Raw genomic sequence first — 18,770 nt, forward strand, 5'->3', positions numbered from 1 at the left:
TAATTTTCAAAGTTCATTTGTTTTGTTCATGTGTTTCGTGTTTGCCTCGTTGTTGAGGACAAGTAATAATATATCACCTTTGAATATATTCGTCAACACTTTTTTAAAATTATATATATTTTTTTGTATATATAACACTAAAAATGTCTTTAAATGCGAAAAATCAAATATATAATGATCAATTTAGTAACTATTTAATATGCTTAATTAAAGTAAAAATCAGTTTCCATTGCTGATTTTTATAAAATATTCCCTAGCCACAAAATATAGTTTAATTATTATAAGTTTCTTTATCCTAATAATTAGTCATTACTATCTATATGTCAAACTTAATAATAATCAAAATAAATATATTTGCAATATTTAATACTACTACCACATATACATACTAATCATTATATATTTGATGTTATTTATACTCTGCATTTGTACGTTATTTTATTCATATTTGCATAAATTTATTTATATCTTCTTCTATAACCTTAAAAGACCCTCTCCAAAATTCTATATCTTCAAGATCTATTCCAATAAACTCCCCTATTTCTTTTATATTTTTTCTACCTGTTATAGATAAAAGTTCATTGTATTTATCTACAAAAGACTCTTTTTCTTTTAAATACATATTATAAAGCCCTTTTGAAAATAAAAGACCAAATGCATAAGGAAAATTGTAAAAGTTTTCATTTGCATAATAGTAATGTGGTTTACATGTCCACATATACGGATGAAGATAATTTTGATCTAAACCATCTCCATATGAATTTTTCTGTGCTTCTATCATCATCTCTTTTAATTCTTCAACAGATAAAGATCCTTCTTCCCTTTTTTTAATCATCTCGCTTTCAAATAGGAACCTGCTGTATATATCTACTATTACTTGAGCATTATCTGATATATCATTTTCTAGTATAGTTATAAGTTCATCCTCTTCTACTTCCTTCATAGCTGCCTTTTTGACTATAGTCTCACAGAATATCGATGCTGTTTCTGCTATAGGCATAGGGTATGTGCTATTGAGATATTTTTCATCCTTAAGACAATAATCGTGATATGCATGTCCGAGTTCGTGAGCAAGTGTTACTACGTCATTAAATTTTCCAGTAAAATTTGATAGAATTCTGCTTTGCTTTATAGCATGTATATTTTCACAAAAAGCTCCACCTCTTTTTCCTTCTCTAGGCTTTGCATCTATCCAATTATTTTCAAATGCATTATCTGCAAAATTAGAAAGCTCGTTGCTAAATGTCTTGAAATTTTCAACTATATAATCTCTTGCTTCTTCATAAGTGTATTGTTTATCAAATTCACCTACTGGTGCAAATAAATCATAAAATGGAAGCTTATAATGTCCAAGCATTTTAGCTTTTTTATTATAGAACTTTCTAAACATAGGTAAGCTTTCTTTTATTGCGTCCATTAGAGTGTTCAGTATTTTTTCATCTAACCGAGAATCTATCAATGTCTTTTGAAGAACGCTATCATATCCTCTTAAATTACATAAGCTTATAGCCTCTCCCTTTATGCTATTAAGAGCAGCTGCCGATGATTCTTCTATCTTTTTATAGGATTTAATTTCCGCATAATAAGCATTTTTTCTAATATTTTCATTTTTATCATAAGCCATACTTCTTACAACAGAAAGTGGCTTCTGTTTAGACTCGCCATCTTCTTCTATATCTACCAATAAAGTAGACGTCAATAGTTCCTGAAGTTTAGTCCAAGAATCAGATCCTGTATTTTTCATCTTAGCTATACTCATTTCTTCTTTATCCGTAAGCAAATACTTATAGTTACTTCTTAATTTTTGAATATAAAAACTATATTCATTTATTAAATTCGAAGAGTTTATAAAAGTCTCTATATCCTTTATTTCTCCTATATATTTTTCAAACTTAACTTTTGAACTAGTTATTTGAGTTACATCTTTTTCAAGTTTTTCAACAACACTAAGAGCTTGTTTATTTTTAGCATCTGCACTCAGTGTAAGCTGAGCATAAGATATTAATTTCATAAACAAATCAAAAAAATCATTGTAATTGCTTAATATATGCGCTATCTTTTCCTTACAATTATCATAAGAATCTAAATTATCATCACTCCATTTATTTATATCTTCTATGTATTTATAGAATGTACCTAAATCACTTTTAAACTCATCACTATCAAATGACTTGTATATATCATCTAAACTCCAAACCTGTTCCATAAAAATCCTCCTCATTCATAATTTATAAAACTTATACCTATTATTTTGTTTATATATTTAAAGATTTATTCATTTTTCAAATCACTTAATTTATATTTTTTAATATTCGACCACATAATCATTTAAATTTAGTGTATCTAAGGATTAAATTTTTTATGTTTTCTCAGTATTTTTGTGCTTTTTATTTTTTTCTTTAATTCTATCAATCTCTAAGAGCTTAAACTCAAAAATGACGTGTATTGAAATGTTAGCTATCTAGATTTCGTACAAACGAAATCTGGGTTATTTTTTTAGGGTCTGTGGGTTATTAAAAACTATCTATACAAATACCGCGAATACAACGATCTTTTGAATATCCGTTAAGAAAGTTCGTTGTTTGACCTTGAGGGAGTTCAGAACTTTTAGGAGATTCAATAAGATGTAATTCTTAGTTTTATTAAAAATATTTACAACATTAGCGGTATTTTAATGTCATTTGTTTTGGGATTAAGAGCTATAATTNTGAAATTTAGATTGTGGCGTTTAAATATACGTTAAGAAACTTCTTTGTCTAATCGTAGGGAGTTTAAGAAGTTTTAGTATATTTAATAAGACTCAATCTTTAATTTTATTAAAATGTTGACTAAGTAGCGGTATTTCAATACGCGTCATTTTTTGCCTAACCACTATAACTAATAAATTATTTCTATCTTCTCATATCCAAGCCCTGTTAATATATTTTCTAATAATTTTTTTGTATTCTTGTTTGATTTTTCTAAAAAACCTTCTTTTATCATTTTTTGTTCTGCCTTATGCTTTTCTTTACTTATTTCTGTGAATACATCCTTTATTTGAAGTTTATTGAATAAAGAAGTTTTTTCATCATATACATATATATTTTTTTCATCTATTGTATGATCTAGTATCTGAGCTTTTTTTATCTTTAATTTTATATTGTTATTTTTATTTTCGATTATTTTCACATTATTCAAATCTATTCCAGTTTTAATTATCCCATCGTATTTTATTAAAAATGACTTTTGAGTAAAAGGAATTTCTAAATCTTTTATCTTTTTATTCTGTTTAAAAGATACTATATTTGTATAATAATATTTATTAACAGATAGCTCTTGTATTTGGGATATTTTTCCCAATATAGTAGTAGAATCTTTTTCTTTATTTAATTTTAATATGTTTCCACTCATTAAAATTGTAAATAATATAAATATACCAAAAATAATCATCAAAATTTTATTTTTATCTTTTTTATCTATCAAATTAACCTCTCCTTTTGATATAATAATGTTTTGGAGATTCAATATAATACTTAACATAGAAAGGAGCAATATAAATGTCAACTTTAATATTTGGTCATAAAAATCCAGATACTGATTCAGTTACTTCGGCAATAGCATTTTCTTATCTAAAAAATAAATTAGGTTTTGATACAAAACCGTGTGTTCTAGGAGATATAAGAAAAGAGGCTGAATTCGTTCTTAATCACTTTAAGTTATCACATCCTACTCTTATAAAGGATGTTAAAACACAAGTCAAAGATTTAAATTTTGATAAAATATCTGGAGTAAATCCTGATTCTTCAATTTTATCAGCTTATAAAACTATGGAGGAATCTAATTTAAAAACCCTTCCTATAGTTGATGATAATAATAAATTGCTTGGAATAATAACTATGAAGGATATAGCTATGAATCTTGTAACAGGCAATATAGATTGTCTAAATACGACTCTTTCAAACATAGCTTCTGATTTAAATGGTGATATTCTTGTACAGTGTAATGATGTTGTAAATGGAAAATTATCTATAATAGCTTTTTATTATAAAACTATACAAGGTACTCTATCTGATAAGGATATAATAATAGTTGGAGACAGATACGATGTAATAGAGCACGCTATTGAATCTAAGGTTCAATTAATAATATTAACTGGAGACAATGAAATACCTGAAAAATACTTAAGCCTAGCTAAAGAAAACAATGTATCTATATTGAGAGTTCCAAACGATACTTACTCTGCTTCTAAACTAATACACCAATGTAATTTTGTATCATCTATAATGAACTCTGATATAGTTAAATTTAAAGACTGTGATTATTCAGATGATGTAAAAGAAGATATATCAAATACTCATTATAGACATTATCCAGTTGTTGATTCTAACAACTCATTCTTAGGCTTTTTAGGAAGAGCTCATCTTTTAAATCCTAAGAAAAAACAGGTTATATTAGTTGACCATAACGAAGAAGCTCAAAGTGCTGAAGGATTAAATCAAGCTGAACTTCTTGAAATTATAGACCATCATAAAATAGGAGGAATATCTACAGCCTCTCCTATTAATTTTAGAAATATGACTGTTGGAAGTACATGTACTATAGTTTATACTATGTTCAAAGAGAACAATATAGAAATACCTTTTGAGATTGCAGGAGTTCTTATATCTGGTATATTATCAGATACTCTTTTATTCAGATCACCTACAACTACTGATATAGATAAATCTGCAGTTGAAAATCTTAATAAGATTTTAAATCTAGATATAGAAAAATATGCTATGGAAATGTTCAAAGCTGGTACTTCTCTTGATGGATTCTCAATAAAGGAAATAGTTAATATGGACTTTAAAGAATTTAATCTTGAAGGATTAAAAACTGGTATAGGACAGGTATTCACTTTAGATATAGACTCTATATTAAACAAAAAAGATGAATTCTTAAATTATATAAATGATACAGATTATGATTTATGTGTTTTAGCTATCACAGATATAATAAAAGAAGGTTCTTATTTAATATACAAGAGTGAAGATAAGTTGATCTCTAGAGCATTCAATGTAGAAGCTTCTCAAGGTATATTTGTAGATGGAGCAGTTTCCAGAAAGAAACAATTAGTACCTAATCTAACTGAAGCTCTAAAAAATTCTAAATAGATAAAAAAATTCGTCTACTCGCTAACGCGGTGACTCATGTCGCCAACGATCCTTCCAGGCTCCGTTGCTCAAAAATAGTTGGAAAGGTAGCCTTTTCAATAAGTTATCCACAAAACAAAAATGATATAGTTTCCTTAAGCATAAAAAACCAGCCTTTGGCTGGTTTTTTGTTATTACATTTTTTCTACTTCTGGATACTCAACTCCAAATGTATCAACTGTAACTTTTTTCATTTTTTGATCTTTATAAGGCTTATCAGAATAATCTGTATCCACTGAAACTATTTTATCAACTGCTTCTATTCCCTCAGTCACTCTTCCAAAAGAAGCATATTGATTATCAAGATGAGGTGATCTTGCAACCATTATAAAGAATTGAGATCCAGCTGAGTTAGGAGCTGAAGTTCTAGCCATAGAAAGAACTCCTCTTTCATGCTTTAAATTATTTGTATGTCCATTTTGAGAAAATTCTCCTTTTATAGAGTATCCTGGTCCACCCATTCCTGTTCCATCTGGGCACCCTCCTTGAATCATAAATCCAGGTATTACTCTATGGAATATAACTCCATCATAGTGTCCTTTTTTAATTAAAGATATAAAGTTGTTTACAGTATTAGGAGCTATATGAGGATAAAGCTCAGCTTTAATTATATCTCCATTTTCCATTTCAATTGTAACTATTGGATTATTTTGCATTAGTATCTTCCTCTCTGTTTAAATATAATTATGTAATCTTACAATTGTGACTACATAATTATATCAAATTTTTAGGTTCTAGTTTTAATTATTTCTGTTTCTATTGATTTTATGTCATTTAAATCGCTTTTTTGTATTTTATCTAAGATTTCTTTTCTATATTTTTCAGATAGTAAATTTTTAGATTTTAGATTATCTTCTATTACATCTGTCCAATTTATTTTTTTCCTATTGTAGTAAACGTCATAATCTACAATTCTCATTCCATCTTCTAAAAATTCAGCTCCTACTAAAATCCTTTTTATATATTTTGGATCATAAAAAGTAAAAAACCTTACCCTATATACCCCAACAGCCATAAATAATCTTGGGTAATCTTTAGACCACGATTCTCCAAGTATAACCCCAAGTTCTAATCCTTCTAGTATCTTTAATAACCTATCATAATGAAGTTCATAAGCTCCATATCTGTCGTATATTTTTATTTCTATTTCATACCAATCTTTATTATCAAGCCCAGCATTTAGATATCTTAATGCATCTGTTCTCATTTTTTTTATAAGTGTTGAATATTTTTCTTCTATATATAATGCCTCATTATATATATCCTCTACATTAAATATTTTTCTAAGAGGCTTATCTGTGAAAGCTACTATTGTTCCTTTATCATTATAATTTTCTAGTATATTTATAACATTTTCTTTAATATAGCTTTCTTTATTGTCTTCTTGGATTTTTTCTATTATCTTATTTAAATCTCCGAATACTCTCATAAATATTATTCTAGGAGCAATCCTTGAATATGTTATATATTTTTTTATATCATTATTTAATATACTACATAATATTACATCTGGTTCTTCTTGAAGAATAAATATATCTAAACATTCCTTTGAATTTATAATATCCTTAGCTTTTTCTACTATAAATATTATTGTACACTCTTCATTAGCCTCTTGAAAAGCAGATGTTAAATCGCATTTTCTAGATGCATTTAATTTCTTAGCAAAGTATCTTTTAAGCTGTAATACATTATTACTTTCAATTATTAAGGATTTTGGTCCTCTTCTAACCATAGAAAACATGGTATCCTCTCCTTATAGTCCTATTTTTCCTTTTCTAAGTCTTTCGTCATCTATTCCAAACGGATAAGCTAAGTATTCAACTTTTTTTATGTCTGTATATATAATATTTATACTTTGAATTCCATTCAAATATATTTTTCCATTCTCTATTTTATTTTTGATGTGTAGATTGTGACCATATAAATTGTATTCTTGAGGATCTTTAATTATTTCATCCGAATAATGGCTTATTCTAAGTTTTAAATTTTCTATATTTATATTTTCGCTTTTATCTATTATTTCTATTTTATCTGATATATTCTGTAATGCTTCTTTTTTATCATGATTACCTAAGCATATGTATATTTTCTTTGCATTAGATTTTAATAATATATCTACTAAAACTTCAAGTCTTTTGCTATACCTATATAGTGAATAATGACAGAATTCAAGTTTTATATTATCTACTAAATCACCTGTATGAATTATATATTCTGGATTTATTTTTTTTATTAAATCTTTTAAAGCATAAAAAAAGCTATAAGGTGTATCAGATATGTGAAGTATTACTTCTTCACTTCTATTTCTGATATGCTTTGGAACATAAACTTTACCTATAGATCTGTTTAAAATTACTTTAAGTTTTTCCATTAAATCATTCCTTATACTTATATATTTACTTAAATTATACTTTATATTTTTTTAATTTTCAAAATTTAGTTTTTTCACACAAAAAAACTACCTATTAAATAGGTAGTTTATTTTACATCAGCACATAATTCTTTTGTCTCTATATATTCTAAATCCAACATTTTCAATATTTCTTTTGCTCTTTCCTTAGTGCTTCCGCTAACTTCTATATAGTTAACGTTTTCTGCTTTTAAAAATGTAAGTATGGCATCATCTACTTGCTTTGCTATTTCTTCATCTTGCCATCTTACTCCATCTTGAACGTATCCAAATTCTCTCGGTAAATATATTATGTGATCATATTTAGGTATATCTTCTAACGCTAAACAGTATAAATCTTTTAATATTTCAGTTTCTTTTTTAGTTCTCTTCTTATTTCCAAGCATAAATCTTCCATAGATATAAGGAACAAATGTCGCATAGTCAGTAAGAGCATAGTCAAATTCATCAAGCTTATCTTCTAATCTCTTTTGCCCTAAATATATGCCGTATTGTTCTGATATAGATTCAATCATTCCTTTATCTCTTAAATACTCAGTTGAATATTCAAGTGCATATCCTGTATTAAGTCCTGCTATCTTCATTTCAACATAAAGATGTTGTATTAAAGTTGTTTTTCCACATCTTGGTCCACCTAAAACTGCAATTCTCTTAGCCATCTTTAACTCACTCCATAATTTCATTTTTTTGAGACGACTAATATAGTATACTAGTTTTTTTATATTAATTCAACAAAATCCCCTAAACTTTTTGACATTTCCAATAATTTCGTTCGTCATTTGTTGCTTTTTTATAACGAATAGAAATTTATATTCCTCTTTAAATTATGGATAAATATAAATTTCGTTATGAGTTTCAAAAAAGTATACATTAGATTTTTTGAAGGAATACTTTTTTATAACCTTCGTAAAATAATTCTTTGCAGAAATCTTTTTTAAATCTAAGTGTATCACTAGGCTTCATATCTGTATCTGGCTCTATTACTATAATATCTTCTTTATTATAATACTCTAATATATATTCAGGTATTATATATCCTTTTCTAAGAGCTATTATAAATAGTTTGTTAACTTTTTTATATATAAATGGAGATAGTAAGTTGTTATTCAATATCCCTCCATCTAAATTGTACCCTTCATATTCGCTATTTAATACATCTTGTTTAAACGTATCAAATACTTCTTTTGAGTCAAATGTACGTATTAATTGTTCAAATGATACTTCTTCATCTATTTTACATGGAAGAAGAGAACTATACTTTATATATGATAAAGCTAATTGTTTATTATATCCCTTAACATTTGTAACTATTTCTCTTAATTTATTATCTTTAACATTTACATAATTAACATAAAGATCCGTGTTATACTGTATATCCACATCTAAATTATTCAAATTGTTTATAAGTTGTGAATTATCTATGACTTTTCCACAGAACTTTTGGTTTATTATTTCATTGTCATCAATACTTATCCACAATTCTTTGAGTTTTCTAACATTTGCTGTGTATATAAAATATCCATTAATAGCTCCAATTGAAGTCCCTGTTACTATATCAAATTTAATTCCTTTTTCATAAAGACCATATATAACTCCTGCCGAAAAAGCTCCTTTTGCTCCTCCTCCAGGTAAACAAACTCCTAACATAAAAATCTACCCCTCTATATTTCATAAAATTTCAAGAAACTTTTATATGCATAATAATGATCATTTACTCCCCCAAGTTCTCTAACTGAATGCATAGCAAGTATAGATGTTCCAATATCCACACTATTTATATCTAGATGAGTAGATGATATAGGTCCTATAGTAGATCCCCCAGCTTGATCTGATCTGTTCACAAATTTTTGGCAAGGTACTCCCGCTTCTTTACATATAGATTCATATATAGCTATTGAATAACTATCACTTGTGTATTTTTGATTAGCATTTATCTTTATAACAGGCCCTTTATTTATTACAGGTCTATTAGTAGGGTCGTGCTTTTCACCTCTATTCGGATGAACAGGGTGAGCCATATCAGCAGATATAATAAAAGAGTTGTATATACTTATAAAAAATTCTTCTCTAGTCTTATTTAAAGATATAGTTATTCTCTCAAGTATGTTCTTTAACATATTAGAATCTGCACCTTGTTTTGTAGAACTTCCTATCTCCTCATTGTCAAACAAAACAAATACGTTTATTCCTTTTGAATTGTTTGAATTTATAAATGCATGTAGGCTTGAGTGAGCCATGGCCAAGTTATCCAACCTAGCAGACGAAATGAATTCCTCATTAAGACCTACCAGACATCCCTTTTCATACTCATATAAAAACAAATCAAAATCCAATATATCATCACAAGAAGTACTTATCTCTTTACTTATCTCTTTTAATAAAATATTATCTTTTTCTAAGCTATCATTTACCATAGAAACAAGTGGAATCATATCCGTTTGCTTATTTAATTCAACACCATTGTTGACATTTCTGTTCATATGTATAGCAAGGTTTGGAATAATACATATAGGTTTATTTATATTAACAAATACTTCTCTTGGCTTTAATATATTCTCACTCTTAACAGTAACCCTTCCTGCAATAGCTAAAGGTCTATCCATCCAAGTACTAAGAATAGGTCCTCCATAAACTTCTGTATTTAATTTTAAATATGAGTTTTCACTTACCATCTCAGGATTTGGCTTAACTCTAAAACAAGGAGCATCGCTGTGAGATGCTATTATTCTAAACCCTTCCTCATCAACCTTATCAGAATTTATATCAAAAGCTACAAGTGCTGAAGAATTCTTAGTTACAAAATACTTATCACCCTTTTTAATATTCCACTTATCAGTTAACTTTAATTCCTTAAACCCTTCTTTTTCTAAAATATCAGTACTAGTCTTAACAGCATGAAAAGAACTAGCTCCCTTATAAGCATAATCTATAAGATCCTTAGCAAACTCTTTTTCTCTCATATTCAATACCACCCTTTTATTTTTTTAGATTATATTTAACTTTACATATTCTAAATTGATACTCTTAACCCCTTTATTCTCAAAAGCTATACTAACAGTAGAACCATTCTGGGCTACAACCGTTCCAGTTCCAAAGGCAGGATGCTTAACCTTAGCTCCAAGCACTACCTCTTTATTATCTATATTCTTAGTATCTTTTTCCATATTTCTTTGCTTGTATTTCTCTACTAAGCTGTTTTGTTTTTTAAGTATCTTGCTCTCAGGCTCATTCTTATTAAGACTTTTTAAGCATTCTTTAGGAAGTTCTCCTATAAACCTTGATATCCTAGAATAGTTAGTCTTTCCATATATAGTCCTCGAAGATGCATAAGTCATATACAAAGTTTTCATAGCTCTTGTAATTCCAACATAGCAAAGTCTTCTCTCTTCCTCAAGCTCTATCTCATCAGTTAAAGCTCTGCTTATAGGGAACACCCCTTCTTCAAGCCCTGCCAAAAATACAACTGGAAACTCAAGTCCTTTAGCACTATGAAGAGTCATTAATGATACATAATCATCATCTTCATCAGAAGAATCCATATCAGATATAAGAGATATAGTAGCTAAAAATGTTTCTAAATCCTTTTCTTCACTTGTTTTTTCGAACTCCATAGCAACAGATAAAAATTCCTTTAGGTTCTCTATTCTAGTTTGATTCTCTATACTATCATCCTTTTCAAGCTCTTTTATATACCCAGTATTTTCTAGTACCTTCTCTATAAGCTTAGTTACAGAATATACATCCTTCATTGCACTAAGAGCTGATATAAGAGTTGTAAATTCTCTTAACTTACTTTTAACCCTAGTAGATACATCTATATTATCAGCATCATATAAAGAAAGATACATGCTCTCCTTCTTTAAAAGAGCAACATCTTCTATTTTTTCAAGAGTTCTAAGACCTATACCTCTTTTGGGAACATTTATTATTCTCTTAAGAGAAATATCATCAACAGGATTTTGTATAATTCTTAAATAAGCAATCAAGTCTTTTATTTCTTTTCTCTCATAGAACTTTATACCACCGAATATCCTATACTTTATATTTTGCTTTATTAAGGCTTCCTCTAGTGCACGCGATTGCGCATTAGTTCTATAAAGTATAGCACAATCTCTATACTCTATACCTTTATCGTTATTCATTTTTCTTATGCTATGAGCTATAAAGTCTCCTTCTTCTCTTTCATCTCTTGATTTAAAAGTTCTTATTCTTTCTCCTAAATCACTCTCAGTCCATAGTTTCTTATCTTTTCTAGTTATATTATTTGCTATAACCTTATTTGCAGCATCAAGTATAGTTTGAGTTGATCTATAGTTTTGCTCAAGCTTTACAACTAAAGCATCCTCATAATCCTTTTCAAACTCAAGTATATTCTTTATATCTGCGCCTCTCCAACCATATATAGACTGGTCATCATCTCCTACAACACATAAATTTCCATGTCTTTTAGCTAGCATATTTACAAGTTTATACTGTGCTCTATTAGTATCTTGGTACTCATCAACCATTATATATCTGAACTTTCTTTGGTAAAAATCTAAAACACCTTCATTATTCTCAAGTATCTCAATAGCCTTCATTATAAGATCGTCAAAATCAAGTGCATTATTTCTCATAAGTCTTTCTTGATATAAAGAATATACTTTTGCTATATTGCTCATTCTAAAATCATTTTGATGAATTTCTTTAAATCTCTTTGAATTTATCATCTTATCCTTTGCATCAGAAATATGTCCAAGAACAGTCTTCGCTTCATACATTTTGTCGTTTATATTAAGCTCTTTTATACAATCCTTCATAAGTGTCATCTGATCCGATCTATCGTATATAACAAAACTTCTTGTATAACCTATCTTATCTATATCTTTTCTAAGTATTCTAACACAACAAGAGTGAAAAGTGCTTATCCACATATTGTGGGCATCTGATCCTATTATTGCCTCTACCCTTTCCCTCATCTCATTAGCAGCCTTGTTAGTAAATGTGATTGCCAATATGTTAGAAGGATGTACTTCTAAATCATTTATAAGATGTGCTATTCTATAAGTTAAAACTCTCGTCTTTCCAGAACCCGCTCCAGCTAGAAGTAGTAACGCCCCGTCCGTTTTAAGCACTGCTTTTCTTTGCATATCATTCAATGTAGATAAATCCATTTAATATCTCCCTTCAAATATGTTTTCATATATATATCAAGTTAAATTTCACACTAAGTTGAAAAAACCTATAGACAATTTTCTATAGGTTCTAATTTTTGCTCATTATATTATTTTATCATATATGAAGGAGTATATACAAATTTTAAAGGAATAGATAAAAATCTATTCCTTTTTATTAAATCTCTATTTTCTTATCATAAATTTTACATGTCGCAAAATAAATTATAGCAGTTACAAATAATATTATTGCAGAAGTAACAAATAGTCCAGACCCTACATCATTTAGAGCCCCCATAAACTTTTCCATATTATAATTTATAACTATATTGTTAAAAGTAAGGCCTATTTTGTCTAGCCCATCCATCATAAAGCCTATAATTTTTCCTCCTACATATAATATAGCCAAAACAGAAGCAAAACTGATTAATTTAGAATACTTTTTAAAAGTTTTTCCTATTATAGATGATAAAAATATAGCACTTACTAAATATAAAAGTCCTACTATTGAAAAAACATATAAGCTTGTTGCCATACTAAATACTCTTATATCAAATAACTGTTGTACTTCTTGTACTTTTATACTCGAAGTTCTATTCATAAAAATCATAAACTGTATACTAGTAATAATAACTATCGATAAGCTAGATACTATATATTGAGTTATTACAGCTAAAAACTTACTTAAAAATATTTTTTCACTAGATACTGGAAGCATCATTGAAAGATATATAGTATTATCCTTAAACTCCTGACTTATAAGCTTAGATTCTGATAATATTAACGGAATAAAAAATGTTAACGGAAGTAAAAACATATTTATTAGAAAACCTGATTCTATAGCCCATCCATTGTAAGTTTTATAGAAGAAAAATATATTTATAATTAAGACTAGTCCTAAAAATAAAATAGTTCCCTTTTTAAATTTATTTAATTCCTTTTTATATAAATTAAATAGCATTTCTATATACCTCCTTCATAACTTCACTTAAAGACATATTATATTTCATCTTTATATCATCTACATTTCCTGAAAGTTTTACCTTTCCATCTCCTACAAATATGACATCTTCAAATATATTTTCTGTTTCTAAAATTTCATGGGTAGATAAAATTATAGTTTGTTCTCCTTCTCTATAATCTTTTATTATCGTTTCTATTATTTCTTCTCTAGTTAATATATCAATTCCCGATAAAGGCTCATCTAAAAGCACTATCTTTGCATTTCTAGAAAATGTAAGTAAAAGTTTTATTTTAGCTCTCATTCCTTTAGATACTTTACCGATTACCATATCTTCTTCTAAATTTAAAAACTTAAGTAATTCTTTATATTTATTACAGTCCCAATCAGAATAAAACGAAGATATAAAATCCGATATTTGTTTTATATTCATGTTTGAATATAAATAATCTATTTCAGGAAGATAAGCAATATCTTCTTTAGTGTTTATACAAGGCTCATCTCCAAACACTAACACCTTTCCACTATCTGGTTTGTTAAGTCCTGCAATCATTTTTAGTGAAGTTGATTTCCCCGATCCATTAGGCCCTAATAAACCTATTATTTTTCCAGGTTCTATTTTTAAGTTAAAATTGTCTAATGCTTTTACTTTTTTAAAAGTTTTATTAACATCTATAAATTCTATCATTACTATCACTCCTTATATTTTTTCCTGCCATGATTTTATTAAGTTTATTGCTTCATCATCTTTAATTCCTAAAGATCTCATTTCTTCAACAAATTTAATAAGAACTTCACTTGCCATTTCCTTTTTTATTTCATTTAGAAGCTCTTCTTGATCAGATATAAATGTACCTTGACCTCTTAATGTCTTTACTAAACCCATACTCTCCATCTCCCTATATGCTCTTTGAACTGTATTAGGATTAACCTTTATATCTTTTGCAAGCTCTCTTTGAGAAGGTATCTTATCGCCTAGTTTTATCTCTCCTCTAATCAACCTCTTTTTTATATCTTCTATTATCTGAATATATATAGGTTTACTATTGTCAAATTCCATTTTAAACCCTCCTAATTGTTTCCATAACGAAACAGTGCACTAATTAACTATTACACTATTATAGTATTATCTTTTTCCTATTCTGTCAACTCTTTTTTAATTTTATGCCTAATCGACAAAACTATACTTTTTTCATCGAAGGTATATATTTTTTCATGTAGAACTGTATATGATGTAATTTTTTAACATAAAAGGAGACTTTTTCATGAATAATAAAAATAATTTTTTGTGTTTTTTTATATCTGTATTATTAATAAATATGTTTTTTATATTTAGTTTTTACTCATTTGCAGAAAAAAAAGAGAATCATATATTAATTATCAATTCTCAAAACATGTCCATGCCTTATACTCATGATGTTGTAATGGGGATTTATTCAAATTTAAAATCTAAAAACAATATTATTCATGTAGAAAATATGGATATTCAAATAAAACACGATGATGAATATTTATATACTTTATATAGTTTATATAAATATAAATTTAAAAACTATAAATTCGATATTATAATAGCTACAGATGAAGACTCTTATTACTTTTTCGAGAAATATGGAGATAAGTTATTTAAAAATTCTCCAATACTCTTCTGTGGAATTAATGAACCTAGTATACTTAACAAAATAAAATCTAATGAAAGATTTTATGTAGTTGAACAGTCAATAGATATAGAAAAAGTACTAAATATAGCTCATACACTTCATCCAAAAAATAAAATATTTATACCTGTTGACCCCAATTTATTAAGCTCTCACTACATAAATTTATTGGAGGACCAAAAGAAACATTATCAAGATCAAGGTGTAGATATATTAATATATTATGAATCTAATATAAACAGAGTATTGGATAAGATAAATACTTTAACGTCTAATTTAACTCTCATACCCATTACTGAATTTAAAACTGACAATAATGATGATTACTATATGAATGGTTTAATCAACTTTGCTTCAAACAAAAAAAACATACCTTCATATTCGTTTTGGAGCAGTATGATAAACACAGGTATAATTGGAGGGTCTTTATCTGATTCATATGATTTAGGAAATACTGCAGGAAGGTTTGCTTTAAAAATAATCAAAAATCCTAAATACAATGTTCATAATGTATCTAATAAAAATAAATATATATTTGATTATAATCAATTAATTAAATTTAATATACCAATGAATAATTTACCATATGGATCTAAAATAAAAAATAAACCATCAAATTTTTATAGTATATCTAAAGAAATGATATATGCATTCGCTATTTATATAATATTGTTTTTGATATTGATAATATTTATACTTCTATTCAACATAAAAAAAATAAAAAGATTGCAAAAAACACTAAAATCACGTAAAGATGAATATAAAAATTTAATTGAATTTTTACCATTTGGAGTATTCGTGCATAATAATGGTAATATATTATTTGCTAATTCTGCTATACTTAAATTATTTAAGATCGAAAATTTAGATTCTATAAAAGATAAATCTTTATTTGATTATATACATAAAGATTTTCACAAGAAAGTAAAGAAAAGGATAGAAGATCAACAAAAAAATATACCTTCACCTTTTATAGAAGAATTAGGAATAACTGCTGATGGTGAACTTATAGATATAGAAGTTTGTGCATACCCATCATCCAATGATAAAAATTATACAGTTGCAATAGTCATAGACTCAATTGAAAAAAGAAAAGCTGAAAAACTTAGAAATAAAATGTTAGAAGAAGAAAAAAGACTAAAACAAGCTCTTGAATATGATAAATTGAAAACTGAATTTTTTTCAAATTTATCTCACGAACTAAAGACACCTCTTAATTTGATTTTTTCTATAACTCAATTGATACAAAGTAATTTAGAAAATAATCAATTAGTATGTAAATCAAATAATACAATATATCATATAAATATATTAAAACAAAACTGTTATAGAATGCTAAGACTAGTAAACAATCTTATAGATATAACCAAACTAGACTGTGGTTATTTCAACATAGAACTTGAAAACCACAATATAGTCAGTCTTATAGAAAATATCACTCTATCTGTAAGCGAATATATAAAAAACAAGCAAATATCTTTGATATTTGATACAAATGTTGAAGAAAAAATAATGGCTGTAGATCCGAATGCCATAGAAAGAATTATTCTAAACCTACTATCTAATGCCATCAAGTTCACAGATTCAGGAGATTCGATAATAGTTGATTTATTAGCCGAAGAAGAATATGTAACTATATCTATAAAAGATACAGGAATTGGTATTCCAAAAGATAAATTAAAAATAATATTTGATAGATTTAGACAAGTTGATAAGTCTTTAACCAGAAATAGAGAAGGAAGTGGAATAGGTTTATCACTTGTAAAATCTCTAATAGACATGCATAATGGATTTATCGATGTTAAAAGTGATTATGGATATGGAAGTGAATTCATAATCAAGCTTCCTGTAACTACTGTAGATGATATAAATAAAATAGATACTGTATATGAAAAAGATAAGTATATAGAAAAAATAAATTTGGAGTTTTCAGATATATACTCTATATAAAAATTCGTCTAGTCGCTACGCACTGACTCATGTCGCCAACGATCCCTACCGGGCTCCGTTGCTCAAAAATAGTTGTAAGTGTAGCTCTTTCATCAATGTTATCCACAATTTCCTTAATCGTAAAAAGAACCTAGGTTTCGTACAAATGAAATCTAGGTTCTTTTTTTGTAAAACAAACTTTACATTTCTAAATTTCCATAGTATAATCATGTTAAGCAAACTTTACGTAAAGTTAACTCAACATAGCGAGGAGGCATATATTTGAAAAACAAACTTCCACAACTTAGAGCTTCTAAGAATTTATCTCAAGAAGCACTCGGAAAATTATTAGAAGTTTCTAGACAGACCATAATTTCTATTGAGAAAGGCAAGTATAATCCATCTCTTGCTTTAGCCTTCAAAATAGCACACATTTTTGATTGCTTAATAGAAGATATTTTTGAATATGAGGAGTGTGAAAATAATGAGTAAATCAAATAACCAAAAACAATTTGTTACAAAAATCTTATATTTCATAATTATAACTATGTCTATAGTTAGTTTAGCTTTATATTTAAATTTAAATTCAAGCTACATTATAGGGCTCTTGTTTGGATTATTAGGTGTATTTACAATAATTACATTAAAAAACTATAAAGAAATCAAAAGTCCAACTTATTCACAAGACGAAAGAAATCTATCTATTGCTTATAAATCAGAAAGTATATCTTTTAGAATTTGTGTATTTGTTTTAGCTTTAATATCTATACTAGCTCATGGAAATAATTTTTTTGAAACTACGGGTATTGAAGATTTATCCCTGTTTATGATATTTGCTATGCTGATTAGTAAAATTACAATATATTATATACTACAAAAGAAATATTAATTATCTCTGCAAAAAAGACTATTCACAAAAAATATCAATAGTCTTTTTTGCATGATTTCTTTCGTACAAAAGTATCTATTGAATATTTCAAATGTTTTTATATAACTCAACTCTTCAAGCAGCTAAGTAATCTTTTTAAACCCTAGCTTTTATTTCTATATCTATATTTGCTATTATTTGCTCTACTCAAAATGTTCCTTAGTATTATTTCTTACATCTTTATCTATTCCGTTAATCACGTAAACTTTTATTGGTATACCCATATACTAAAAAAGAAGGTCATTAAAATGTTAGTATATGATTTAAATGTTTTTGTATAAAACTTGTGTTGTGGTGTTTAAATATACGTTAAAAACTTCTTATGTCTGAGCCTTAGCGAGTTCAAGAAGTTTTAGTATATTTAATAAGACACAATACTTAGTTTTATTAAAAACATTTAATACATGTACGGTATTTTAATGACCTTCTTTTACGATTAAATAAATGCAAAAAATAAAAAAGATTACGTGGCTACGTCCTACTCTCCCAGGGGGCTGCCCCCCAAGTACCATCGGCGCTAAAGAGCTTAACTTCTGTGTTCGGAATGGGAACAGGTGTAT

General features: G+C 27.3%; 16 protein-coding genes and 1 rRNA gene. 4 read left to right on the forward strand and 13 right to left on the reverse strand.

What is annotated here, in order from left to right; all coding sequences use genetic code 11:
- Nucleotides 1-442 precede the first annotated feature (442 nt).
- Nucleotides 443-2,206, reverse strand: a complete 1,764-nt coding sequence (locus WJW32_RS10340; protein ID WP_340257997.1) for a M3 family oligoendopeptidase — start codon at nucleotides 2,204-2,206, stop codon at nucleotides 443-445.
- Between the two features lie 671 nt (nucleotides 2,207-2,877).
- Complete coding sequence (locus WJW32_RS10345; RefSeq protein ID WP_340257999.1) at nucleotides 2,878-3,462, reverse strand: DUF4230 domain-containing protein; 585 nt, start codon at nucleotides 3,460-3,462, stop codon at nucleotides 2,878-2,880.
- Between the two features lie 74 nt (nucleotides 3,463-3,536).
- Between WJW32_RS10345 and WJW32_RS10350 the strand changes: the two genes are divergently transcribed.
- Nucleotides 3,537-5,132 (forward strand): putative manganese-dependent inorganic diphosphatase, encoded by a 1,596-nt coding sequence (locus WJW32_RS10350; RefSeq protein WP_340258001.1) that lies wholly within the window; start codon nucleotides 3,537-3,539, stop codon nucleotides 5,130-5,132.
- Nucleotides 5,133-5,305: 173 nt separating this feature from the next.
- Here WJW32_RS10350 and WJW32_RS10355 read toward each other — a convergent pair whose 3' ends face one another.
- The 10 genes from WJW32_RS10355 to WJW32_RS10400 form a co-directional block, all read right to left on the reverse strand.
- The gene (locus tag WJW32_RS10355) at nucleotides 5,306-5,827 is read right to left on the reverse strand and encodes a peptidylprolyl isomerase (RefSeq protein ID WP_340258003.1); all 522 of its coding nucleotides are present in this window, start codon (nucleotides 5,825-5,827) and stop codon (nucleotides 5,306-5,308) included.
- Nucleotides 5,828-5,898: 71 nt separating this feature from the next.
- The gene (locus WJW32_RS10360; RefSeq protein WP_340258005.1) at nucleotides 5,899-6,912 is read right to left on the reverse strand and encodes a hypothetical protein; all 1,014 of its coding nucleotides are present in this window, start codon (nucleotides 6,910-6,912) and stop codon (nucleotides 5,899-5,901) included.
- Between the two features lie 12 nt (nucleotides 6,913-6,924).
- The gene (locus tag WJW32_RS10365) at nucleotides 6,925-7,542 is read right to left on the reverse strand and encodes a metallophosphoesterase (RefSeq protein ID WP_340258007.1); all 618 of its coding nucleotides are present in this window, start codon (nucleotides 7,540-7,542) and stop codon (nucleotides 6,925-6,927) included.
- Nucleotides 7,543-7,649: 107 nt separating this feature from the next.
- Nucleotides 7,650-8,240 carry an AAA family ATPase gene (locus WJW32_RS10370; protein WP_340258009.1) on the reverse strand — a complete coding sequence of 197 codons (591 nt, stop codon included), beginning with the start codon at nucleotides 8,238-8,240 and terminating at the stop codon, nucleotides 7,650-7,652.
- A gap of 211 nt (nucleotides 8,241-8,451) precedes the next feature.
- Entirely contained in the window at nucleotides 8,452-9,228 is a 777-nt protein-coding gene (locus WJW32_RS10375) for a patatin-like phospholipase family protein (protein ID WP_340258011.1), read from the reverse strand.
- A 14-nt stretch (nucleotides 9,229-9,242) separates the two neighbouring features.
- On the reverse strand, nucleotides 9,243-10,541 hold the full coding sequence (locus tag WJW32_RS10380; protein ID WP_340258013.1) for a M18 family aminopeptidase: 1,299 nt from the start codon (nucleotides 10,539-10,541) through the stop codon (nucleotides 9,243-9,245).
- A gap of 24 nt (nucleotides 10,542-10,565) precedes the next feature.
- Nucleotides 10,566-12,734, reverse strand: a complete 2,169-nt coding sequence (pcrA, locus tag WJW32_RS10385) for a DNA helicase PcrA (RefSeq protein WP_340258015.1) — start codon at nucleotides 12,732-12,734, stop codon at nucleotides 10,566-10,568.
- Between the two features lie 178 nt (nucleotides 12,735-12,912).
- The gene (locus WJW32_RS10390) at nucleotides 12,913-13,695 is read right to left on the reverse strand and encodes a hypothetical protein (RefSeq protein WP_340258017.1); all 783 of its coding nucleotides are present in this window, start codon (nucleotides 13,693-13,695) and stop codon (nucleotides 12,913-12,915) included.
- The gene (locus WJW32_RS10395; protein ID WP_340258019.1) at nucleotides 13,685-14,383 is read right to left on the reverse strand and encodes an ABC transporter ATP-binding protein; all 699 of its coding nucleotides are present in this window, start codon (nucleotides 14,381-14,383) and stop codon (nucleotides 13,685-13,687) included. The genes WJW32_RS10390 and WJW32_RS10395 overlap by 11 nt, the downstream gene beginning before the upstream one ends.
- A gap of 12 nt (nucleotides 14,384-14,395) precedes the next feature.
- Entirely contained in the window at nucleotides 14,396-14,755 is a 360-nt protein-coding gene (locus WJW32_RS10400; RefSeq protein WP_340258021.1) for a GntR family transcriptional regulator, read from the reverse strand.
- Between the two features lie 205 nt (nucleotides 14,756-14,960).
- On the opposite strand from WJW32_RS10400, the gene WJW32_RS10405 reads away from it, so the two are divergent.
- The 3 genes from WJW32_RS10405 to WJW32_RS10415 all read left to right on the forward strand — a co-directional run bounded on the left by WJW32_RS10405 (nucleotide 14,961) and on the right by WJW32_RS10415 (nucleotide 18,171).
- Entirely contained in the window at nucleotides 14,961-17,303 is a 2,343-nt protein-coding gene (locus WJW32_RS10405) for a sensor histidine kinase (protein ID WP_340258023.1), read from the forward strand.
- A gap of 261 nt (nucleotides 17,304-17,564) precedes the next feature.
- Nucleotides 17,565-17,774, forward strand: a complete 210-nt coding sequence (locus WJW32_RS10410) for a helix-turn-helix transcriptional regulator (protein WP_340258025.1) — start codon at nucleotides 17,565-17,567, stop codon at nucleotides 17,772-17,774.
- Entirely contained in the window at nucleotides 17,767-18,171 is a 405-nt protein-coding gene (locus WJW32_RS10415; protein ID WP_340258026.1) for a DUF2178 domain-containing protein, read from the forward strand. The genes WJW32_RS10410 and WJW32_RS10415 overlap by 8 nt, the downstream gene beginning before the upstream one ends.
- A 504-nt stretch (nucleotides 18,172-18,675) precedes the next feature.
- Here the strand turns inward: WJW32_RS10415 and rrf are convergent.
- Nucleotides 18,676-18,770, reverse strand: a 5S ribosomal RNA gene (gene rrf / locus WJW32_RS10420); the annotation flags it as partial.

The organism is Tepidibacter sp. Z1-5 (assembly GCF_037844525.1).
Classification (GTDB): domain Bacteria; phylum Bacillota; class Clostridia; order Peptostreptococcales; family Peptostreptococcaceae; genus Tepidibacter_A.